Below are 19,250 nucleotides of genomic sequence, written 5' to 3' on the forward strand. Positions count from 1 at the left end.
AAAGACCTGACGTAACACTTTGTTGTCATCGAGAGCTTATCAAAGAGGCGGTTACAGCGGAAGCCCGGTGACAGGAAAGGTGCGCAATGGGTTCGCCCTGGTCTGAATTGCTGGCCAATCTCGCGGTCGTCGCTATGTTCGTTTCGGTCTGGATCCACACGCATGTGTGGCTGGACCGCAGGCCGGCCGTTGTGAAGGCCGCGGCCTTCGGCCTGCTGATGGGCGCCGGCGCCATCATCCTGATGTTGACGCCGATGCAACTCCAGCCAGGGGTCTTTGTCGATCTGAGAGCGACGATGATTGCCGTTGCCGGCTTCTTCGGCGGTCCCGTCGCCGGCATCGTCGCCGGCGTCATGGCCGGTGCTTTCCGGGTTTTCGAGGGCGGCATCGGCGCCTTGGCCGGCGCGGTCGGGATCGCGGCCACCATGCTGGTCGGTATTGCCGGCAATCTTGCGCTCAGGGGCCGCGCCCTCACCACGCGCGATATCATGATCCTGGGTGCCGCAACCGCATGCGGATCTCTGCTTGGCCTCAGCGTCCTGCCACGGTCCGTTATCGAGACGGTGCTGCCAGAGGTGGTGTTTCCCTCGACATTGCTAATCTTCGTCTCCGTGGCGATGTCGGGACTGGCGCTCTACCAGGAGCGGCGGCGTATCGAGGCGCTGCAGTCGAGGCGCATCTTCAAGGCCGTGGTCGAGACCTTGCCCGACTGCCTCAACGTCAAGGATCTCGACGGGCGGTTCATCGCCGCTAATCCGGCAACCGCCGAGCTGATGCAGGCGGCTGATGCCAAGGCGCTGATCGGCAAGACGGATTTCGATTTCTATCCCAGCGAAACGGCGCAGCAATTCCGCGCCGACGAGCTTGCCGTGCTGGCGTCCGGCGTCTCCTCCACCATCGAGCAGCACGTGAACCACGAGGACGGCACCGATGCCTGGCTGGCGACGCTGAAGGCGCCGTTTCGCGACAGGGCCGGGACGATCGTCGGCCTGATCACGCACAATCGCGACATCACCGAACGCAAGCAACTGCAGACCGAACTGGCGGAAAGCCAAGCCAGGCTCGGCGACGCGCTGACGCATATGGCCGATGGCCTGGTGATGTTCGACCCCGACGGCAGGCTGCTGCTGTGCAACGCCCAGTACCGCGCGCTGTTTCCGAAGACGGCCGACATCAGGGTGCCTGGCGCCAACCACCACGACATACTGCGCGCCTCGGCGGCGCGCGGCGAGAGCATCACACCGCCGGACGCGGTCGAGGACTGGATCGCCGGCATCATGGCCTTGCAGACGCATGCCAGCCACCGCCAGGTCCGGCTCGCCGACGGGCGCTGGCTCGATGTGCGGACCCGGCCGACCGGTGATGGTGGCAGTCTCAGCGTGTTCTCCGACATCACCGAGGCCAAACAGATCGAGGCCGAACTGATGGCGGCCAACGAGAAGCTGAACCTGCTGGCGCATCGCGACGGGCTGACCGAACTGTTGACGCGGCGGGCCTTCGACGAGGCGCTGGCGCGCGAATTCGCGCGCGGCCGGCGCAACACGACGCCGCTCAGCCTGCTCATCATCGATGTCGACTGGTTCAAGCGCTTCAACGACCACTATGGCCACCCGGCGGGCGATGAATGCCTGCGCAATGTGAGCCGCTGCATCGAGGCGACGGCGCGCCGGCCGGCCGACGCGGCGGCCCGCTACGGTGGCGAGGAGTTCGCGATCGTCCTGCCCGAAACCGACGCGCGAGGCGCCTTCGTCATCGCCGAAACGCTGCGGGGCAAGGTGCGCGACCTCGGGCTTGCGCATGCCGGCAGCGAAAAGGGCATCGTCACCGTCAGCATCGGGGTCGGCACTTTCGACGGTGGCGCTGACATCGAGATCGCCGATCTCTTGCGGCGCGCCGACGAGGCGCTCTACGGCGCCAAGGCCGCGGGGCGCGACCGCGTGCATGGCTGGCGCCCGCATCTCAGCGAACCACGCGCGACGGGTTCCCGGCGCAAAGCGTAAGCCCTGGCTGTCACAGCATTGTCATGGCCGGCTGCCATTAATCCATGAATCTGGATAGATGGGTTGATGGACAAGGCAACAGCATTGCTGGCGCTCTCAGCACTCGGCCAGGAAACCAGGCTGGAGGTGTTCCGGCTTTTGGTTCGGGCCGGAGCCGAGGGTGTGCCGGCAGGCGAGGTCGCGACGCGGCTGGGCGCGGTTCAGAACACCATGTCCGCGCATTTGAAGATCCTCGGTCAGGCCGGGCTGGTGCATGCCGTGCGCGACGGCCGCAGCATCCGCTACACGGCCGACATGACCGGCTTTCGCGATCTCCTGGCCTATCTGATGGAGGATTGCTGCAACGGCGCGCCGGAGCTTTGCCAGCCGATCATCCAGGCGGTGACCTGCAAATGTTGAGGTTGACATGACCGACCTTCGACGCCGTCTCGCCGCCGAAGCGCTGGGCACCGCCATGCTGGTCGCCACGGTGGTCGGCTCGGGCATCATGGCCAGTCGGCTGACCGGCGATGCAGCACTTTCGCTGCTCGGCAACACCATTCCAACCGGCGCCATGCTGGTGGTGCTGATCACTACGCTGGGGCCGGTCTCCGGCGCCCATTTCAACCCGGCCGTCACGCTGGTTTTCGGACTGCGGCGCGACATCGGCTGGTTGGCCGTGCTGGGCTACATCACTGTCCAGATTGTTGGCGGCCTCGCCGGCACGCTGGTCGCGCATGCCATGTTCGAGCTGCCCTTGCTGGAGGTGGCGGCGACGGTGCGCAGCGGGCAGGGGCAGTGGCTGGCCGAACTGGTCGCGAGTTTCGGCCTGGTCTTCACTATCCTTGCCGGCTTGCGCTTCAGGGGCGATGCCATTCCCTGGCTGGTCGGGCTCTACATCACATCAGCCTACTGGTTCACGGCCTCGACCTGCTTCGCCAATCCGGCGGTAGCGATCGCCCGAGCTTCTCGAATACGTTCGCCGGCATCCGGCCCTCCGATGTTCCGGCCTTCATCGCCGCGGAGCTGGCGGGTGCGCTGCTTTCGCTGGCGCTGGCCGGCTGGCTGCTGGCGGATCCCAAGACCCTCACTGAGATGAAGGCTGCGCAATGACCATCACCATCTATCACAACCCCGCCTGCGGCACGTCGCGCAACACGCTGGCGATCATCCGCCAGTCGGGCGAGGAGCCGGAGGTGATCGAATATCTGAAGACGCCGCCGTCGCGCGACAGGCTCATCGAATTGCTCGAGGCGATGGCGATGACGCCGCGCCAATTGCTGCGCGAGAAGGGCACGCCCTATGCCGAACTCGGCCTTGGCGATCCCAAATGGAGCGACGACGAGATCCTCGATTTCATGCTGGCGCATCCGATCCTGATCAACCGGCCGATCGTGGTGAGCCCGCTCGGCGTCGTGCTGGCCCGGCCGTCGGAAGCGGTGCTCGATGTCCTGCCCGATCCCGACATCGGCCCGTTCGCCAAGGAGGATGGCGAGGTCGTCGTCGATGCAAGTGGCAAGCGGATTGTCTGAACCCTATTTCGATATTTTTCGAAATAGAGCTTGACGGTTCCTGTCGCTGGCCTCATGCTATTTCTATGAAACTCGAACAAGCAGCGAAGCAGTTGGAAGCGCTCGGCAATCCGACGCGACTGAACCTCTATCGTATCCTGGTCCGGGCCGGCGAGGCGGGCCGGCCGGTCGGCACTTTGCAGGAAGGCCTCGGCATCGCTGCCTCGACGCTGTCGCACCATCTGCACCGCCTCATCTTGACCGGGCTGGTCAGCCAGGAGCGGCAGGCGACGACGCTGATCTGCCGCGCCAACTATCCCATGATGAACGATCTCATCGGCTTCCTGGCCGACGAATGCTGTGCGGACGCGGCTTGCAATCCGGCAGCGGGTGAGGCGGCCGCATAATTTTTTGTCTGTTATTTCGATAATACCGGAAGGATAGAAGCTATGGCCACGCAAAACGATCTGCCCATCGCCGTCATCGGCGCCGGCCCGGTTGGCCTGGCGGCCGCCGTCCATCTCATGTCCCGGGGCCTGCCGGTGAAGCTCTATGAGGCCGGCAACGGCGTCGCGGCCAGCCTACGCGATTGGGGCCATGTCCGCGTCTTCACGCCCTGGCGCTATTGCGTCGACCAGGCGGCCGGCAGGCTGCTCGAAAGCCAGGGATGGCGGATGCCGGACGCGGAAGCGTTTCCCACCGCCGATGAACTCGTCACGCACTATCTCGAGCCGCTGGCCAGCCTGCCGGAACTTGCGCCGGCAATCGAAACCAATGCGCGTGTCGTGGCCATATCGCGCTGGGGCGCCGACAAGGTGCGCGGCAGTGAGCGCGGGACGCGGCCGTTCATGCTCGTCGTCGAGACCGCTAATGGCACAAGGCGCGACAGCGCCCGCGCGGTCATCGATGCCTCGGGGACATGGCGCACGCCCAACCCGCTCGGCGCCGGCGGCATCGCGGCGCAGGGCGAGGCGGAATTCGCCGACCGCATCGCCTACGGCATCCCCGATATTCTGGGCCGCGACCGCGCGCTTTATGCCGGCCGCACGACGCTGGTTGCCGGTTCCGGCCACTCGGCGGCCAACGCCTTGCTCGACCTTGCCAGGCTGGCGAATGTCGCGCCCGGCACGGCTCTCCTCTGGGCGATGCGTGGAACCGACCTCGTGCGCATCTATGGCGGCGGCGACGCCGATCAGTTGCCGGCACGCGGTGAACTCGGCGCCGATGTGCGCGACCTCGCCGAAAGCGGCCGTGTCCGGCTGGCGACGGGCTTTGCAACGGTTGCGATCCGCGAGCATGACGGCCGGCTGATCGTCGAAGGGCAAAGCGAGGAGGGGTTGCTGCAACTCGGCCCGATCGACCGCATCATCGCCGCGACCGGGCAACGGCCGGACCTGTCGCTGACCAGGGAGCTCAGGCTCGATCTCGATCCGTGGCTGGAAAGCGTCAAGGCGCTCGGTCCGCTCATCGATCCCAATGAGCATTCCTGCGGCGACGTACCGCCGCACGGCCATCGCGAGCTCAGCCATCCGGAGCCCGGCTTCTTCACGGTTGGCATCAAGAGCTATGGTCGTGCACCGACCTTCCTGCTGTTGACCGGCTACGAGCAGGTCCGCTCGGTCGCGGCGGCGATCGCCGGCGACATGGCGGCGGCCGACGCGGTGCAACTGGTGCTGCCCGAAACCGGCGTCTGCACGGTGCCGGCGGGCCGCGCTTCGCAGGGCTGTTGCGGCGGGCCGGCACCGGTTGAGGTCGATGCCTGCTGCGTGGCGGATGTGGACGCGAAAGCGGCCGGTAAAAGCGGCTGCGGCTGTGCCAGCAAGATGGAAGCCGCCGAGTGAGCGACGCCAAGATCCCTGCCTCGGCCATCTGGGCGCTGGGCACCACACAGATCATCGGCTATGGCACGCTCTATTACAGCTACAGCATCCTGGCGCCGGCGGTGGCGGTGGAACTCGCCTGGTCGCAGCAATGGGTGTTCGCCGTGCTGTCGGTGTCGCTGCTGGCAAGCGCTGTCTTGGCGCCGTTCGCTGGCAGCCTCGCGGACCGGGTCGGGGCAGGGCGCCTGATGGTGCCGGGATCGCTGGCGGCCGCGGGCGCGTTGCTTGTGTGCGCGCTGGCGCCGGGGCGCGCCGGCTTTGCCATCGGCGTGCTGGCCATGGAACTGGCCTCGTGCTTCGTGCTTTACAGCACGGCCTTTGTCGCCATCGTGCAACTTGGCGGCGCGCGTCGCGGCATCATCCATCTCACCTTGATCGCCGGCTTCGCCTCGACCCTGTTCTGGCCATTGACGACGCTGCTGCACCAGCATCTCGGCTGGCGCGAGGTTCTCGTTTTCTTTGCTGCACTCAATGCCTTTGTCTGCCTGCCGATCCATTGGTGGCTGGCCCGGCTTTCCAGTCATACCCGCAAGGTGGGCGAGAGGATTATCCCGGTCACATCAGGTATGTCAGGCCCCGCGCTCGACCGGCGATGGTCGCCCCTGTTCGTCCTGGTGCTGACCGGCTTTGCCATAGAAGGCTTCATGCTTTCAGCCGTTCTCGTGCAGATGGTACCCCTGCTCACCCTGGTCGGTCTCGGTGGAGCCTCGGTGCTGGTTGCAAGCCTGTTTGGCCCTTCGCAAGTGGCGAGCCGATTGGTGAACATGCTGTTTGGCCGTGGCTTGACGCAGACATCGCTGGCGCTCGGCGCGACCGCTGCGCTGGCTGGTGGGCTCGCGGTGCTGCTGCTGGTGGCGCCCTCCGTTCCCGGCGCCATGCTGTTTGCCGTGCTTTTCGGCTTCGGCTCGGGCCTGATGAGCATCGTCGGCGGCACGCTGCCGCTCGAATTGTTCGGCGGGGAACGCTACGGTTCTTATGTCGGCTGGATCACGGCGGCGCGCCAGTTCAGTTCCGCCTTCGCCCCCTTCGGCCTTACCCTGATGATATCAGGCCTCGGTGTTTTCCCAGCCTTGTGGCTCAATGTGATGGTCGGCCTGTTGGGCATCGCGACCTTTGCCGCCGTTGCGTTGATCAGCCGGCAATCGCGCAAGGCTGGAAGGGGCGGTACGGCCGATCCGGCCGTACCGGATGCGGTGCCGCTGGGAGCGGCGATGGCCTCACGTCCGCATTCGCGGTAATTGCAGGGATGACCGACCTTTCCGCGCCGATCGTCAAGACCATCGCCATCGCCGCCGCGCCGGCTGATGTCTGGCAGGTGCTGACGACGCCTGGGATGATCCCGCAATGGATGTCCGACGAAGCGCTGACCGTCAGCCTCGAGGGCCATGCCGGCGGTGCGATCGTGATCCGCGGGCTGCTGCATGGCATCCCGTTCGAGAACCACGGCACGGTCCGGGCCTTCGAGCCGGAGCAACTGTTCGCCTACAGCTACTGGAGCACGCTGTCGGCCTCGCGGCTTGCGGACGTACCGGAGAACCACACGCTGGTCAGCTTCGCCCTGGCCCCAGTGAATCAGGGAACGCTGCTGACGCTGACGCTCAGCGACTTCGCCGAACCGTCGATCCGCCCGCATGCCAATCTCTACTGGGGGCCGACCTTGCAGATTTTGAAGGCGGTGTGCGAGAAGAATTCGCTGGCGACTCATGGGTAGAATCATGCGCGAGTTACCTTTCGCTGCGATTCCTGCCGATGAGCAAAGAGCCTCCTCGTTCATTGACATTTAACCGCCGTAGGCTCACTTAATAAGGAACCAGATCGGTCTAGGCCGGTTTTTTAAAGTTGTTAGAAAGGAGGCACCTATGCGCTATGCTGTTTCCGCGCCCGCAACGCAGGCGCCTCAGATTTTGGAAGCTCGGCCCCAGAAGAACGTGGATTTTTCTTCCTTGCGTGCTTCTGCTATCAAGCGCTTCCCCAAAATCTTGGCAAAGCTTGCCGAATGAGCCCGTCTGGCTATCACGCCAGGTCATCATAGACACCAACAAAGAAGTCGTCGCTACTACAGGCGAACCCTTTGCAGTTCTTGATGATGGTAAGCTTCAAGCTGCGGCCGCTAGGCCGCAGCAAATCTATGGGTATGAAAGTGAAGATATCCTGGACCTTGCAACAGCCTTGCTGTTTGGGATAGCCAGGGCTCACGCTTTCTTGCAAGGCAACAAAAGAACCGCGTTTCTAGCGGCCGAAACGTTCCTGAACGCCAATGGCTTCACCATGGAAGTTGACTCTGTAAGCTTGGCTGAACTGATAATTGAGATCATTGAGGGCAAGAGACCGGAGAGCGATTTCACCAAGGAGCTTTACTACTATCTCCAGCCGATAGAAGAGTAAAAGCGGAACTTTCTCTTCAGGGTGTTGGGCCAGCGTGGCCGCGTGTCGGCGTTGATCACTTAAGGTCCGTTGTAGGCGGTTTTCAGCGTCGACGTCGTGACAATTCAGCGCGCGGGAGCGCCCTTGGCCAGCGCGCGGATGCGGTCGGCGACATCGCTGTCGATCGGGTTGTAGACGGTCAGGTTCAGATCCGGCCTGCCGTCGACCGCGAAGGACGAGTATTCCATCTCGATGTCGCCCAGCTCCGGGTGCTTCAGGCGCTTTGTGCCGTCGCCATGGGCGAGCACGTCGTTCTCTTGCCACAACTTGGCGAATTCGGCGCTGCCGCTGCACAGTTCTCCCACCAGTTGGGTGACCTCGGAGACCGCGCCGGCGCGTGCCGCATCGGCCCGGAAAGCGCCGACCACGAAACGGGCGAGGTTTTGCCAATCGTGCTGCTTGGCGCGGATATGGGGCGTGAGGAACATGAAGCGCAGGACGTTGCGCTGACCTGCGGGGATGGCGCCATAGTCGGTCAGCACGATCTCGGCGGCGCGGTTCCAGGCAACGACGTCCCAGGTCGCGGTCTTGATCAAAGCAGGGCTGGCATCGAGCGTGTCGATGAGGCGCTGCAGCCGGGGGCTGACGCCCTCGTCGCCCCGGTAGCGGACTTCCGGCGGGCGCCCGAGCCCGAGCATGAAGAGATGTTCGCGTTCGGCCTCGGTCAGCAGCAGCCCTTTGGCGATGCGGTTCAGCACGTCGGCCGAAGGCGCGCCGCCGCGGCCCTGTTCCAGCCATGTGTACCAGGTCGGGCTGATGTTGGCGCGCTGGGCGACCTCTTCGCGGCGCAGCCCCGGCGTGCGGCGGCGCCCCGAAAAGCCGAACGAGGCCGGGTCGAGCCGGGTGCGCCGGTCCTTCAGGAAGGCGGCGAGCGTGCCGGCGGAGTTGGTGGGCATCCTTTTAGCCATCCTGTTAAAGATTATACCATGATAAAGTCACTACTTTAATGGAATAATAGACCTTCGATATTACGCAGGCAACCACAGGAGATTTTGCATGCGTATCTTTGTCACCGGCGCGACCGGTTTCATCGGCTCGGCCATCGTTCCCGAACTTCTCAAGGCGGGCCATCAGGTGGTTGGCGTCACCCGCTCCGACGCCGGCGCCGAGGCTCTCGCTGCCGCCGGCGCCGAGGTGCATCGCGGAACCCTGGAAGAGCCGGAAGGCCTGCGCGCCGGCGCGGCCAAGGCGGACGCCGTGATCCACACGGCATTCGACCATGATTTCTCGCGCTTTGCCGCGAACTGCGAAAAGGACAAGCGCGTCATCGCGGCGCTTGGCGCGGCGCTCGCCGGCTCGGACCGGCCGCTGGTCATCACCTCGGGCGTCGGCGTGGGCAGCCCCGGACATGGCGAGCTTGCGAGCGAGGACATCTTCAATGCCAGCCATCCCAACCCACGCATCGCCTCGGAACTGGCCGGCAATGCGTTGCTGGAGGCCGGCATCAATGTCTCGGTGATGCGCCTGCCGCAGGTCCACAATCCGCTCAAGCAGGGCCTGATCTCGCCGCTCATCGAGATCGCGCGCCAGAAAGGCGTCTCGGCCTATGTCGGCGAAGGCCGCAATCGTTTTGCTGCCGGCCATCTGCTCGACGTGGCACGGCTCTACCGGCTCGCCGTAGAAAAGCGGCAGCCCGGCGCGCGTTATCACGCCGTCGGCGAGGAAGGTGTCGAGGTGCGCGCCATCGCCGAGGCGCTTGGCCGGGGCCTCAACGTGCCGGTCGTTTCGATCGCGCCCGAAAAGGCCGCCGAGCATTTCGGCTGGATGGCCATGTTCGCGCCCATGGATATCCCGGCCTCCAGCGCGCTGACCCAGGCACGGCTCGGCTGGCATCCGACCGGCCCGACGCTGATCGCCGACCTGGATGCAATGCGATACCCCGATTGAGGAGGGTGGCGCGCGTCAGCGCGTGACGGCATAGCGCAGATGGATCAACCCATGCGCCAGGGTTTCGCAGCTTGTCAGCGACAACTGCATCTTGCCGGCGAGGCCGTTTTCGCCGAACTCGACAAAACCCTGATTTGCAGCCCGCGCATCGAGCGCGGGCGCGATGATCAGGCTGAGTTCGTCGACAAGCCCTGCCGCGAAGAAGGAGCCGTTGATGCCGGCGCCGCCTTCGAGCAGCAGCCGGCTTATGCCGAGTTCACGCCCAAGCACGTCGAGCATGGCGGCAAGATCGATATCGGTCGTTTCCGAGACGATGTAGGATACGCCGTCGGCGGCGAGCTCGGCCAGATGGCTGTCGGCGACGTCATGCCCAAGCAGCACCACGACATGGTCGCCGCCGATGTCTGGTTTGGAGAAATGCACCTTGCCCGAGGCATCGAGCGCCACGGCATAGCTGTCCGCGTCGCGTTGGGCGAAATGATGCGGCCGGTCGACCTTGCCGGTCTGCGCCGGCGGGTGCGCAGCGGCCTTGCTCATCTCGGCCATGGTGACACGGCCGACGATCCAGCCGTCGCCTTCGAGATCGCCGTGGATCCGCTCATAGAGGCCTGACCATTCGGCCCGGGTTCCGTCCGGGCTCGTCGTATAGCGGCTCGGATGAAGGCTGCCGTCGAGCGAGGCGAGCATATGGCAGATGATGCGCGGCTTCATGCGGGTTCTCCGGGGACAAGCTCGTCTTCAGGGGTGGGTTCGGGCGCGGTTCAAACTAGTGCCGTGGCCGAAGAATGGAAGCGGGGGCGTCGGCTCGGTCAAAATTCCGATAATTCCGATAATTGGCCGCCCAACACTGTTATATCGATGTTGCACAAATGGTTGACCCTGGGTTAGCATCCGCGGGCTGATGCCGATGGGAGGCAGTTTTTGCAACGGATATCAGCTGGAGCGGCATGCGCCGTCTTGCGCAAGGAGGATGCTCCAACACTTTGAACCGACGCATTATCCTTCCCAAGACCGATCCCGGTCCTGGGGATCATGCGTCTCTGTGGAGGAGGATCAACCATGAACAGACGTGAATTCCTGCTGTCGTCCGCGGCCTTCGGCGCCATGATGCTGGCTGCGCCCTCGGTGTTTGCCGAAGACAAGCTCACCATATTGGGCTCGGTGCCCAATCTCGGCTTTCCGTTCTTCGTGCACATGCTGAACGAGATCAAGGCGGAAGCCGCCGCCCAAGGCGTCAATTTGACCGAAAGCGACGGCCAGAACTCGGCCACCAAGCAGACCGCCGACATCGAGGCCGCACTGGTGCAGAAGGTCAACGCCATCGTGATTTCGCCGCTCGACGTCAACGCGCTGGCGCCGGCCATCGAGGAAGCGGTCAAGGCCGGCGTTCCCGTGGTGACGATCGACCGCCGCGTCGATGGCGTCCAGGGCATCCTGGCCCATGTCGGCGCCGATAACGTCAAGGGTGGCGAGGCGGAAGCCAGTGCCATGGTTGCGGCATTCCCCAACGGCGCCAAGCTGTTCCATCTGCAGGGCCAGCCGGGTGCCGGCCCCGCGATCGACCGCAACAAGGGCGTCCACAATGTGCTCGATCCCTTGAAGGACAAGTACCAGATCATCTTCGAGCAGACCGCCAATTTCGCGCGGGCCGAAGCGCTGTCGGTGACGGAAGCCGGCCTTGCCGCCAACGGCAAGCCGGACGCCATCATCTGCGCCAATGACGACATGGCGCTGGGCGCGCTGGAAGCCTGCGTCGCGCGCAACTTCACCGACGTCAAGATCTACGGTTTCGACGCGCTGCCCGAGGCACTGGTCGCGGTCCGTGACGGCAAGCTCGCCGGCACGGTGGAACAGTTCCCCGGCCTGCAGTCGCGCACCGCCGTGCAGATCGCGGTCGCCTACGCCAAGAACAAGACCGAGCCGAAAGAGAAGCTGGTGCTGTTGACGCCAATCGTTATCGGCAAGGACAATCTGGATAAGGCGGAGAGGTTGAGCGAGACGAAGTAGGGCTTGCCAGATTGGTGAGGTCGGCGGGGCAGCGCCCCCCTCTGGCCTGCCGGCCATCTCCCCCTCAAGGGGGGAGATTGGCTGTTTGCTCTGCTTTCGCCAATGACAAGCGTTGCAGGAAAAGTGCCATCGGAGATGCTGCTGATCTCCCCCCTTGAGGGGGAGATGTCCGGCAGGACAGAGGGGGGTGCGCGCGCCGACAGGGCCAGCATGAACCGCATAGAGGAAGCAATCATTGGCTGAAGCCGCATCGCCCGTCCTGCTCGCCGTCGAGGGCGTCACCAAGCATTTCGCTGGCGTGACCGCGCTGAGCGATGTCTCGCTCGACATCCGCGCCGGCGAAATCCTCGGCCTGCTCGGCGAAAACGGTGCCGGCAAATCGACGCTTCTGAAAATCCTGTCCGGCGTCATGCCGCCGTCCAGCGGCCGCATCAGCTTCGACGGAGCCGACTACGCGCCATCCAGCCCGCAGGATGCCAAGCGGGCGGGCATCGTCACCATCTACCAGGAGCTCAGCCTGATCCCGACGCTGACCGTGGCCGAAAACATTTTCATCGGCCGTGCGCCGGTCGGTCCGCTCGGGTTGATCAGTTGGAAGCGCATGGAGGCGGCGTCGCGCGACATCATCGCCCGTGTCGGCCTGTCCATCGATCCGATGACGCCGGTTTCGGCGCTGTCGGTGGCCGAGCAGCAGCTGGTCGAGATCGCGCGTGCCCTGTCGCTGAAGAGCCGGCTGATCATCATGGACGAGCCGACCTCGGCGCTGACCGAGACCGAAGTGCAGCGGCTGTTGTCGATCATGGACCGGCTGCGCCAGGACAAGGTCGCCATCATGTTCGTCACACACCGGCTGGAGGAGGCGTCGGCCATCTGCGACCGCATGACGGTGCTGCGCGACGGCAGGCTGGCCGGGCATCTCGATCGTGAGGGTGGTCCGATCCAGTTGCCGCGGATCATCGAGAAGATGGTCGGTCGCGCCGCTTCTGAACTCTATGCGCGGCCGGCGCAGCGCGCGGTCGCCGGCGATGTGGTGCTGTCGGTGCGCGGCCTGCGCACCGTGCGCGATCCCGAAGCGCCGCACGCCATCGTGCTCGACGGTGTCGACATCGACCTCAAGGCGGGCGAAATCCTCGGCGTCGCCGGCCTTGTCGGCTCCGGCCGCACGGAGCTGGCGCGCGCCATTTTCGGCGCCGACCGGATCGCGGCAGGCACCGTCACGCTCAACGGCAAACAGATCGCGCCGGCCTCACCGGCGGATGCCATCGCGCTCGGCATCGGCCTGGTACCGGAGGACCGCAAGCACCAGGCGATCTTTGCCGCGCTCGGCATCCTGCCCAATTTCTCCGTCGCTTCGCTCGGCCGCTTCAGCAATGGTTTTGGCTTCATGGCCGAGCGGCGCGAGCGCGATGCGCTGTCGGGTTTCAGAAAGATGCTGTCGATCCGCATGGCCTCGGCCGAGCAGGCGATCGAGGGCCTGTCGGGCGGCAACCAGCAGAAGGTGATCCTGGCGCGCTGGCTGGCGCGCGATCCCAAAGTGCTGATCGTCGACGAGCCGACGCGCGGCGTCGATGTCGGCGCCAAGGCGGAGGTGCATCAGATCCTGGTGCAGCTTGCGGCACGCGGCATCGCGGTGATGATGATTTCGTCCGAACTGCCCGAGGTGCTGGCGGTGTCGGACCGCATCGTCACCATGCGCCGGGGGCGCATCACCGGTGAGATGCCGGGCGTCGAGGCAAACGAGGAACGATTGATGGAACTGATGGCGCTCGACAGGAAGCCACGGGACGAGAGGATGCCACAGGACGAAGGGCGGGCACGATGAGCGTGAGCGAACAGAATGAGCGCGGCGGCATCAATTTCGCGCGGCTGTTGATGAGCTTCGGGCCGCTGCTGTTCCTGGTGGCGCTGATCGTCGTCTTCACCGTCTTGAAGCCGAGCTTCATCGACCCGATCAATCTGTTCAACATCACGCGGCAGATCTCGATCACCGGGCTGATCGCGCTCGGCATGACCTTCGTCATCCTCACCGCCGGCATCGACCTCTCGGTCGGCTCGCTGCTTGCCTTTTGCGGCATGGTCGCCGCCGTTGTCGCCAAGGGCGGCACCGCCAACACGCTATCGCTGTCGACCACGGGCACGCAAGGCTATGGCTGGTTCGCGGCCCTGCTGGCGGCCGTCTTGGTGGGGGCTGCCGCCGGCGGCGTGCAGGGGCTTGCCATCACAAGGCTGAAAGTACCGCCCTTCGTCGTCACGCTGGGCGGGCTGACGGTGTTTCGCGGGCTGACGTTGACCATCTCCAATGGCGGCCCGATCTCGGGCTTCGACGCCTCGATGCGCTGGTTCGGCACCGGCCTGATCGGCCCGGTGCCGGTGCCGGCGATCATCTTCGCCATCGCCGCGATCCTCTGTCACATCGTGCTGCGCTACACACGCTACGGACGCGCCGTCTATGCCGTTGGCGGCAATGCCGAGGCGGCACGGCTGTCCGGCCTGCGCGTCGACCGCATCCTGGTCTCAGTCTATGTCATCGTCGGCTTCTTCGCCGGGCTCGCCGCCTTCGTTTTGTCGGCACGGCTCAACTCCTCGGAAGCGGTCGCCGGCATCGGCTACGAGCTGACGGTCATCTCGGCGGTGGTCATCGGCGGCACCTCGCTGTTCGGCGGCATCGGCTCGGTCGGCGGCACCGTGGTGGGCGCGGCGCTGATCGGCGTGCTGCAGAATGGGCTGCAGTTCAACAATGTGTCGTCCTACACGCAAAGCATTGTTATCGGGCTGATCCTGATCCTGGCGGTGGCGTTCGACCGGTTGCTGAAGTCGCGGGTTAGGCGGTAGGGGCCGGTTGCGCCGCTTCGCCGCTGGGCGAACCATCAGGATTGCCACCAAAAGGGACATGAAGCCATGCGGCTCTTAGCAGAGAGGTTGGTTGGAAAGTCGATCAAGAGCATTGACATCCGCGAGCCCGGATATGGCATTGGCATAAGCCTTTCCGACGGTGCAGGGATCACTGTAAATACCGAAGTGACCGCACTTCTGGCGGAACCGCATGCCAGAATGGTTGAACGTGTGACGCTCACGAAGGAGCACATTACCTTGCATCTCACGGGCAACGGTTTTGTAGCTATTTCCCTGGATCGTGAATGTTTCTTCGACGTGGTTGAGTTGTTCGTCTATTCCGACGAAGAGGGTTTCGTTGTCGAAAACTGAACAACGCTATGGGGACTGGCGCCGGTGCCACGTCTACCCCGCCAGCTTCTCCTCAATCACCTTTGCCGACCCCGGCACCAACTGCCCGGTATGGTCAAATCGCAGCACCACCACCCAGTTGAAGATATCGCCTGGCCATTTGCCGTCCGGCAGCAGAGCCTTCGGGTCGGCGCCGAAGGCCTTGATCAGCTTGGCCAGCTGGCCGTGATGCCAGGCGATCAGGATCGACTTGCCATGGCTTTCGGTCGACAGGGCCGCGACGAGGTTCTGGACTTCGTGGTCGGCGAAGCGCTGGTCGATGGGCAGTTTCAGGGCCTCGCTGAGGGGCGTCAGCGTCAGCCGTTCGCGCGCGCTATTCTTGGAATCAGCACTGGCCACCAGCATATCGGGCCGGAACGGCGCGCCGTCGAGCATGAAGGGCTGGAAATAGGCGGCATAGGCTTGCGCACGGGCTTCGCCGGCGGGCGACAGGCCGGGGCCGCTGTCGGGCTTTTCGCCATGACGCACGATCAGCACGGTGGCGTCGGCAAGCCCTGTCGTGCTGTCGCCGGCGGCGTGGGCGGACAGGGCAAGCGCCATTATCCACAGGGCGGCGAGAACAAGGCGTTTCATGGTGGGGTCCTTCCCTGGTTTTCGAGGCCACCAATCAGCGCAGCATTCCGACGGAATCAGGGCCGGCCTGGGGGCAGGCCAGCCGGGAGCAAGATGCCCGGCGCCTCAGGCGGCTTTGAGCGCCCACAGGTGGTGGCCGTAGCGGCGGAAGAAGCGCGCCACGAGACGCTGCTGCCTCGCCCTGGCGAGATCGGGCAAGCGCCGCTCCTGGCGCCAGCGCGGCATGTTGCGCCAGCAAGCGATGAAGCGGGCGGTATCCTCGATGGCTTCCTGCGCCGACAGCGCCGGGCCGATCGCGGCCAGGAAGAGCGGTTCCGATTGTTTCAGTTCGTCGATGACGGCCTTGCGCCTGAAATGGTCGTGGCGGGCCTGCGCGATGCCGTTGCGGCGGATCGCCTCGAAGGCTTCGAGCAAAGCAGGGCTGTCGCCGGTGTAACCGCAGGCGCGGGCGAAATCGGCGGCATCCATCATTGCTCCCGGGTCTGATGCTACAGCGACTCACATTTGCGAGTTTATAAAAGTATAACTCAAAAATCCGTGGAAGGGAAACTTTTGGGAAAGTGTTAAAACTGCGACTCGACTCTGCGTGCAAAACACACGAATATGTGAACAAATCAGGAACAAAAGGCGAGGGAGGGGCGATGGCATTGCCAGGCAAGGAACCGGTGGTTGCGCAAGTCGCCTCGATCTCGGTCGAATGCGCCGATTGCGGCCGCAACAGATGGTGGCGGCCCGATCAGCTGAAGCGGTTCGGGGTGAATGGCAACACGCCACTTTCGGCCCTGTCGGGCCGCATCGTGTGCTCGGCCTGCCGCGCCGACGGGCTGCCGGGTACGACGATTTCGATCCAGGCAGCGTTCATCGACGAGCGCCAGCGCGTGCGCAGCGAAGCGCAGATGCTGAGCGACCGGGAGGTGCCGGTGGAGGGGGCGGGGCGGGGTTGAGTTTTCGGAGAGGCGCCAGCGCTGAATCTTCCTTCTCCCCTTGTGGGGTGAGCGGCCGGTTCGCGAAGCGAATTCATCGTGCCAGTGGCACGATGAAAGGCTGGCGAACGCCGGGACGCTGCGCAGCAGCGGGGACCCGGCAGGTGGATCGGCCACCACCCGGCCCTTCGCAGGCCCAGGGCGTTCGAAGCTCGAAAAGCCAAGCAATTGGCTTTTCGTCCGCTAACGCGGACCGCTTCTCACCCCACAAGGGGAGAAGGAAAGGCGCGCCCAGCCTCAATACCCCAGCAATTCCTTCAACGGTATCACCCGCCAGACGTGCTTGATGGCGTAGCGGTTGAAGGTGATCGTTTTCGGCGGATTGTATTGCTCGACCACCAGTTCGCCCGCCGTGCGCTTGACCAGCTTCTTGACGAAGGCCTTGCCGTTCTTTTCGTTTTCCTCCGGAAACGTCTCGATCACCACGTGGTCGCCGGGCACCGCGTCGCGGCCGCCGCAATAGATCAGGTCGCCGGGTTCGTAACGCGGTACCATGGAATCCGACAGCACATGCAGCGCGAACACCTTTGGCAGGTTGCGCACGCCCGGCGGGCGCTGGACGTAGCCGGCCGGCTCGCCGTTGAAGGTGAAGTCGCCGTCGTCGCCGCCGACCGCGGCGCCCAGCACCTCGATATCCATTGATCCGGCGGGCAGGGGGCCGGCATCGGTGACGATCTCGGCATCGGCCACCGGGCCGGCATCGTCGAGGAAGACGACCTGCCCTTGGCCGAGCGCCACCGGGTCGACGCGCAGGAAAGCGGCGGTCTTGAACAGGTTCTCGGTCTTGGGCAGATTGCGGCCGGTTTCCCAATTGCCGACGGCAGCGACATCGGTGTCGTTGTGCTCGGCAATGTGGCGCATGACCAGGCCGCGCTGCTTGCGCGCCTGGCGTATCGCCGCCCCGACCTTGATCGACAGTTCCGTTTTGGCCATGGCGCCCATCTGAGCGATGAAAGCAACTCCCGTCTATGAAAGAATGGCTTGCATATATTTTTGAGTTATGCTTATATCTGGCCATGCAGAACCTGTCCAGCTTTCAAGGCGCCGTGGCGCCGGCCTCTTGTGAGGCGCATCCGGTGACCGAAGTCGCCAGCCATTCCCTTCCGCCCCGGCCGTCCTCCTCCCCGGCCGCGGCGAAGCCCGAGCGCTTTGACGCCTCGGGTCCGGTCCGCCCGTCACCGGCGGCCGGAACGGCCGGAGCCGCCGCTCCCCGCGGCTCCGGCCCCCATTCGACCGGCCAGCTGCCGGTCCCTATGCGCGCTCCTGCATCCACACCCAGGACGGCACCGTCATCCTGTTCGAGCCGATGACGGGCAGGGCGGTTTCCGCCCCCGACAGAAAGACGGCCGAGGCCCGGCTTCTGCGCCTCCGCGCCGGGTTCCGCTCCGGCTGACCGGCTCTCTCACCGAACACTTCCTGACCCTGGCCCCCACCGGGCCTGAACCCTGACGCATGGCCGACGGCGCGCTCACGCGTGGCGGAAGGCCGACCCATGGATGGAGCCTGGACATGGCAAGCTACAGCGACGCCGAATTGCAAGAGATCGCCCGCTGGCTGAAGGACGGGCTTTCCGCCTCGAGGATTGCAACGGCGTTCAGCGCGCTGCGCGGCAGCGCTGTGTCACGCAACGCCATCATCGGCCTCGTCCACCGCAACGCCATGCTTAGCGCCATCGGCTTTGCCAAGGGCAAGGGGATGCCGGCCAGCGCCAGACGTGTTGCGGGCGAACGGGCTGCGGGCAAGCGGGCGGAGGAAAGGGTCGGCGACAAGACCGGGAAGCTGGTCGAGAAGCCTGCCGCCAAGAGCGCCGGGGTGCGGAAGAACAAGGCCCGGGCCAGGCGTGATGCGCCGCCGGCCTGGCTGCCGCCGCGCCTGTTCGTGCGCGAGGTGGGGGTGCTGATCGCCGATGGCGAAGCCTACCGTTTCAAGGCGCCGGCGCCACAGCGCGGCCCGATCGGCCGCCAGCCGCACGGCGTGGCGATGCGCTTCATCGACTGCCTGTTTTCCCGCTGCCGCGCGCCGCTCGACCTGACGCTGGAAGAGGATCCGGGGAACGATGCATCGGGCCGCCGGCCCGGCGCCGAAATGCTGTGCTGCGGCATGCGCACCAGGGCGCTGAAAAGCTATTGCAGCTACCACCAGGCACGGTTTCAGAGGCGGGTCTGCGAGCTGGGTAAGTGAAAGGCGCTAATGTCAATCGCGCGGCTCTGCGCCAGCCCCCCATCCGGCCGCTGCGCGGCCACTTTCTCCCCGGGGGGAGAAGAGGGGAGGCGCTGGCGCTCGTAGTCTCCTCTCCCCTGGGTGAGGGGTCTGCGCGTGCCGGCGGATTTAGCGCTGAGGATTTTGAGATGAAGCAAGCTCGACACCTACGAAACGCCCTATTTCGGCGCCTGCCGGCCCTGCTTGGGCATGCGGCTCTGCACGCTGCGCGGCTCCAGCATCATGGCCGGGCCGCTGGCTTCGACCAATATGCCGGCAACGCGGGCAAAGCCGGTGAACACTTTCATGGCGTCGGATTGCGACATCTGCGCCGCGATCGCGGCGCTGCAGGCATTGAGCGCGCTGCGGTAGACGTGGCCGCGCCGTTCGATCGGCCAGCGCTGCAGGAAATCGGCGGCGTCGCTGACGCTGTCGATTTCCTCGACATGCCCGTCGAGAGACACTTTGAGCGGCACTCCGGTTTTCATCGTACCCATGGCGTTCACCCTGGCCTTTCGTGCGGTGTAAAAGCCCGCTTGTATAAACGCACAAGCCAGGCGGGCG

General features: G+C 64.9%; 22 protein-coding genes and 1 pseudogene. 17 read left to right on the forward strand and 6 right to left on the reverse strand.

Annotated elements, in window-relative coordinates:
* Nucleotides 1-86: 86 nt before the first annotated feature.
* The 10 genes and pseudogenes from A3A9_RS0116855 (at nt 87) to A3A9_RS39000 (ending at nt 7,755) form a co-directional block, all read left to right on the forward strand.
* Nucleotides 87-2,000: a diguanylate cyclase gene (locus tag A3A9_RS0116855; RefSeq protein WP_027059827.1), complete on the forward strand. Its 1,914-nt coding sequence runs from the start codon at nt 87-89 to the stop codon at nt 1,998-2,000.
* A gap of 66 nt (nt 2,001-2,066) precedes the next feature.
* Nucleotides 2,067-2,399: an ArsR/SmtB family transcription factor gene (locus tag A3A9_RS0116860; protein ID WP_027059828.1), complete on the forward strand. Its 333-nt coding sequence runs from the start codon at nt 2,067-2,069 to the stop codon at nt 2,397-2,399.
* 7 nt (nt 2,400-2,406) lie between these two features.
* Nucleotides 2,407-3,092 (forward strand): annotated as a pseudogene (locus tag A3A9_RS41220) (aquaporin).
* Complete coding sequence (arsC, locus tag A3A9_RS0116870) at nt 3,089-3,511, forward strand: arsenate reductase (glutaredoxin) (protein WP_027059829.1); 423 nt, start codon at nt 3,089-3,091, stop codon at nt 3,509-3,511. The pseudogene A3A9_RS41220 and the gene arsC overlap by 4 nt, the downstream one beginning before the upstream one ends.
* 65 nt (nt 3,512-3,576) lie before the next feature.
* Complete coding sequence (locus A3A9_RS0116875) at nt 3,577-3,897, forward strand: ArsR/SmtB family transcription factor (RefSeq protein WP_027059830.1); 321 nt, start codon at nt 3,577-3,579, stop codon at nt 3,895-3,897.
* A 42-nt stretch (nt 3,898-3,939) separates the two neighbouring features.
* The gene (locus A3A9_RS0116880) at nt 3,940-5,331 is read left to right on the forward strand and encodes an NAD(P)-binding protein (RefSeq protein ID WP_027059831.1); all 1,392 of its coding nucleotides are present in this window, start codon (nt 3,940-3,942) and stop codon (nt 5,329-5,331) included.
* The gene (arsK, locus tag A3A9_RS38995) at nt 5,328-6,608 is read left to right on the forward strand and encodes an arsenite efflux MFS transporter ArsK (RefSeq protein WP_051370984.1); all 1,281 of its coding nucleotides are present in this window, start codon (nt 5,328-5,330) and stop codon (nt 6,606-6,608) included. Before A3A9_RS0116880 ends, arsK begins: the two co-directional genes overlap by 4 nt.
* 8 nt (nt 6,609-6,616) lie before the next feature.
* Complete coding sequence (locus tag A3A9_RS0116890; protein WP_027059832.1) at nt 6,617-7,081, forward strand: SRPBCC family protein; 465 nt, start codon at nt 6,617-6,619, stop codon at nt 7,079-7,081.
* 148 nt (nt 7,082-7,229) lie between these two features.
* The gene (locus tag A3A9_RS44835) at nt 7,230-7,370 is read left to right on the forward strand and encodes a hypothetical protein (protein ID WP_161634509.1); all 141 of its coding nucleotides are present in this window, start codon (nt 7,230-7,232) and stop codon (nt 7,368-7,370) included.
* On the forward strand, nt 7,360-7,755 hold the full coding sequence (locus A3A9_RS39000) for a type II toxin-antitoxin system death-on-curing family toxin (RefSeq protein WP_051370986.1): 396 nt from the start codon (nt 7,360-7,362) through the stop codon (nt 7,753-7,755). The genes A3A9_RS44835 and A3A9_RS39000 overlap by 11 nt, the downstream gene beginning before the upstream one ends.
* Before the next feature lie 104 nt (nt 7,756-7,859).
* On the opposite strand, the gene A3A9_RS0116900 is transcribed toward A3A9_RS39000, so the two are convergent.
* Entirely contained in the window at nt 7,860-8,690 is an 831-nt protein-coding gene (locus tag A3A9_RS0116900; RefSeq protein WP_027059833.1) for a helix-turn-helix transcriptional regulator, read from the reverse strand.
* A gap of 100 nt (nt 8,691-8,790) precedes the next feature.
* On the opposite strand from A3A9_RS0116900, the gene A3A9_RS0116905 reads away from it, so the two are divergent.
* Nucleotides 8,791-9,681, forward strand: coding sequence for an SDR family oxidoreductase (locus A3A9_RS0116905; protein ID WP_027059834.1), 891 nt, complete (start codon nt 8,791-8,793; stop codon nt 9,679-9,681).
* A 15-nt stretch (nt 9,682-9,696) separates the two neighbouring features.
* Here A3A9_RS0116905 and A3A9_RS0116910 read toward each other — a convergent pair whose 3' ends face one another.
* Complete coding sequence (locus tag A3A9_RS0116910; RefSeq protein ID WP_027059835.1) at nt 9,697-10,392, reverse strand: RibD family protein; 696 nt, start codon at nt 10,390-10,392, stop codon at nt 9,697-9,699.
* 348 nt (nt 10,393-10,740) lie between these two features.
* Here A3A9_RS0116910 and A3A9_RS0116915 point away from each other — a divergent pair, with 348 nt between their 5' ends.
* The 4 genes from A3A9_RS0116915 to A3A9_RS0116935 all read left to right on the forward strand — a co-directional run bounded on the left by A3A9_RS0116915 (nt 10,741) and on the right by A3A9_RS0116935 (nt 14,892).
* Entirely contained in the window at nt 10,741-11,688 is a 948-nt protein-coding gene (locus tag A3A9_RS0116915) for a substrate-binding domain-containing protein (protein WP_027059836.1), read from the forward strand.
* Nucleotides 11,689-11,923: 235 nt separating this feature from the next.
* Complete coding sequence (locus A3A9_RS39005; RefSeq protein ID WP_033838612.1) at nt 11,924-13,510, forward strand: sugar ABC transporter ATP-binding protein; 1,587 nt, start codon at nt 11,924-11,926, stop codon at nt 13,508-13,510.
* The gene (locus A3A9_RS0116930; protein ID WP_027059837.1) at nt 13,507-14,520 is read left to right on the forward strand and encodes an ABC transporter permease; all 1,014 of its coding nucleotides are present in this window, start codon (nt 13,507-13,509) and stop codon (nt 14,518-14,520) included. The genes A3A9_RS39005 and A3A9_RS0116930 overlap by 4 nt, the downstream gene beginning before the upstream one ends.
* A gap of 66 nt (nt 14,521-14,586) precedes the next feature.
* Nucleotides 14,587-14,892, forward strand: coding sequence for a hypothetical protein (locus A3A9_RS0116935; protein ID WP_027059838.1), 306 nt, complete (start codon nt 14,587-14,589; stop codon nt 14,890-14,892).
* A 33-nt stretch (nt 14,893-14,925) separates the two neighbouring features.
* On the opposite strand, the gene A3A9_RS0116940 is transcribed toward A3A9_RS0116935, so the two are convergent.
* The gene (locus tag A3A9_RS0116940) at nt 14,926-15,504 is read right to left on the reverse strand and encodes a flagellar basal body-associated protein FliL (RefSeq protein WP_027059839.1); all 579 of its coding nucleotides are present in this window, start codon (nt 15,502-15,504) and stop codon (nt 14,926-14,928) included.
* Nucleotides 15,505-15,609: 105 nt separating this feature from the next.
* Nucleotides 15,610-15,972: a hypothetical protein gene (locus tag A3A9_RS0116945; protein WP_027059840.1), complete on the reverse strand. Its 363-nt coding sequence runs from the start codon at nt 15,970-15,972 to the stop codon at nt 15,610-15,612.
* A 173-nt stretch (nt 15,973-16,145) separates the two neighbouring features.
* On the opposite strand from A3A9_RS0116945, the gene A3A9_RS0116950 reads away from it, so the two are divergent.
* Nucleotides 16,146-16,448: a hypothetical protein gene (locus A3A9_RS0116950; protein ID WP_027059841.1), complete on the forward strand. Its 303-nt coding sequence runs from the start codon at nt 16,146-16,148 to the stop codon at nt 16,446-16,448.
* A gap of 276 nt (nt 16,449-16,724) precedes the next feature.
* On the opposite strand, the gene A3A9_RS0116955 is transcribed toward A3A9_RS0116950, so the two are convergent.
* Nucleotides 16,725-17,429 carry an XRE family transcriptional regulator gene (locus A3A9_RS0116955; protein WP_032925488.1) on the reverse strand — a complete coding sequence of 235 codons (705 nt, stop codon included), beginning with the start codon at nt 17,427-17,429 and terminating at the stop codon, nt 16,725-16,727.
* A gap of 567 nt (nt 17,430-17,996) precedes the next feature.
* Here A3A9_RS0116955 and A3A9_RS0116965 point away from each other — a divergent pair.
* The gene (locus A3A9_RS0116965) at nt 17,997-18,668 is read left to right on the forward strand and encodes a GcrA cell cycle regulator (RefSeq protein ID WP_027059844.1); all 672 of its coding nucleotides are present in this window, start codon (nt 17,997-17,999) and stop codon (nt 18,666-18,668) included.
* Between the two features lie 197 nt (nt 18,669-18,865).
* Here the strand turns inward: A3A9_RS0116965 and A3A9_RS0116970 are convergent, their stop codons facing one another.
* Complete coding sequence (locus A3A9_RS0116970; protein WP_033838613.1) at nt 18,866-19,183, reverse strand: DUF982 domain-containing protein; 318 nt, start codon at nt 19,181-19,183, stop codon at nt 18,866-18,868.
* Between the last annotated feature and the right edge of the window lie 67 nt (nt 19,184-19,250).

It is taken from the genome of Mesorhizobium loti CJ3sym, from assembly GCF_000472785.1.
GTDB classification, from domain to species: domain Bacteria; phylum Pseudomonadota; class Alphaproteobacteria; order Rhizobiales; family Rhizobiaceae; genus Mesorhizobium; species Mesorhizobium loti_E.

What these genes read in the sequence shown, in the direction of transcription:
- A3A9_RS0116855 (WP_027059827.1), top strand. Translation starts at nt 87, where the DNA reads ATGGGTTCGCCCTGGTCTGAATTGCTGGCCAATCTCGCGGTCGTCGCT.
- A3A9_RS0116860 (WP_027059828.1), top strand. Translation starts at nt 2,067, where the DNA reads ATGGACAAGGCAACAGCATTGCTGGCGCTCTCAGCACTCGGCCAGGAA.
- arsC (WP_027059829.1), top strand. Translation starts at nt 3,089, where the DNA reads ATGACCATCACCATCTATCACAACCCCGCCTGCGGCACGTCGCGCAAC.
- A3A9_RS0116875 (WP_027059830.1), top strand. Translation starts at nt 3,577, where the DNA reads ATGAAACTCGAACAAGCAGCGAAGCAGTTGGAAGCGCTCGGCAATCCG.
- A3A9_RS0116880 (WP_027059831.1), top strand. Translation starts at nt 3,940, where the DNA reads ATGGCCACGCAAAACGATCTGCCCATCGCCGTCATCGGCGCCGGCCCG.
- A3A9_RS0116890 (WP_027059832.1), top strand. Translation starts at nt 6,617, where the DNA reads ATGACCGACCTTTCCGCGCCGATCGTCAAGACCATCGCCATCGCCGCC.
- A3A9_RS44835 (WP_161634509.1), top strand. Translation starts at nt 7,230, where the DNA reads ATGCGCTATGCTGTTTCCGCGCCCGCAACGCAGGCGCCTCAGATTTTG.
- A3A9_RS0116900 (WP_027059833.1), bottom strand. Translation starts at nt 8,690, where the DNA reads ATGCCCACCAACTCCGCCGGCACGCTCGCCGCCTTCCTGAAGGACCGG.
- A3A9_RS0116905 (WP_027059834.1), top strand. Translation starts at nt 8,791, where the DNA reads ATGCGTATCTTTGTCACCGGCGCGACCGGTTTCATCGGCTCGGCCATC.
- A3A9_RS0116910 (WP_027059835.1), bottom strand. Translation starts at nt 10,392, where the DNA reads ATGAAGCCGCGCATCATCTGCCATATGCTCGCCTCGCTCGACGGCAGC.
- A3A9_RS0116915 (WP_027059836.1), top strand. Translation starts at nt 10,741, where the DNA reads ATGAACAGACGTGAATTCCTGCTGTCGTCCGCGGCCTTCGGCGCCATG.
- A3A9_RS0116930 (WP_027059837.1), top strand. Translation starts at nt 13,507, where the DNA reads ATGAGCGTGAGCGAACAGAATGAGCGCGGCGGCATCAATTTCGCGCGG.
- A3A9_RS0116935 (WP_027059838.1), top strand. Translation starts at nt 14,587, where the DNA reads ATGCGGCTCTTAGCAGAGAGGTTGGTTGGAAAGTCGATCAAGAGCATT.
- A3A9_RS0116940 (WP_027059839.1), bottom strand. Translation starts at nt 15,504, where the DNA reads ATGAAACGCCTTGTTCTCGCCGCCCTGTGGATAATGGCGCTTGCCCTG.
- A3A9_RS0116945 (WP_027059840.1), bottom strand. Translation starts at nt 15,972, where the DNA reads ATGGATGCCGCCGATTTCGCCCGCGCCTGCGGTTACACCGGCGACAGC.
- A3A9_RS0116950 (WP_027059841.1), top strand. Translation starts at nt 16,146, where the DNA reads ATGGCATTGCCAGGCAAGGAACCGGTGGTTGCGCAAGTCGCCTCGATC.
- A3A9_RS0116955 (WP_032925488.1), bottom strand. Translation starts at nt 17,429, where the DNA reads ATGGGCGCCATGGCCAAAACGGAACTGTCGATCAAGGTCGGGGCGGCG.
- A3A9_RS0116965 (WP_027059844.1), top strand. Translation starts at nt 17,997, where the DNA reads ATGGCAAGCTACAGCGACGCCGAATTGCAAGAGATCGCCCGCTGGCTG.
- A3A9_RS0116970 (WP_033838613.1), bottom strand. Translation starts at nt 19,183, where the DNA reads ATGGGTACGATGAAAACCGGAGTGCCGCTCAAAGTGTCTCTCGACGGG.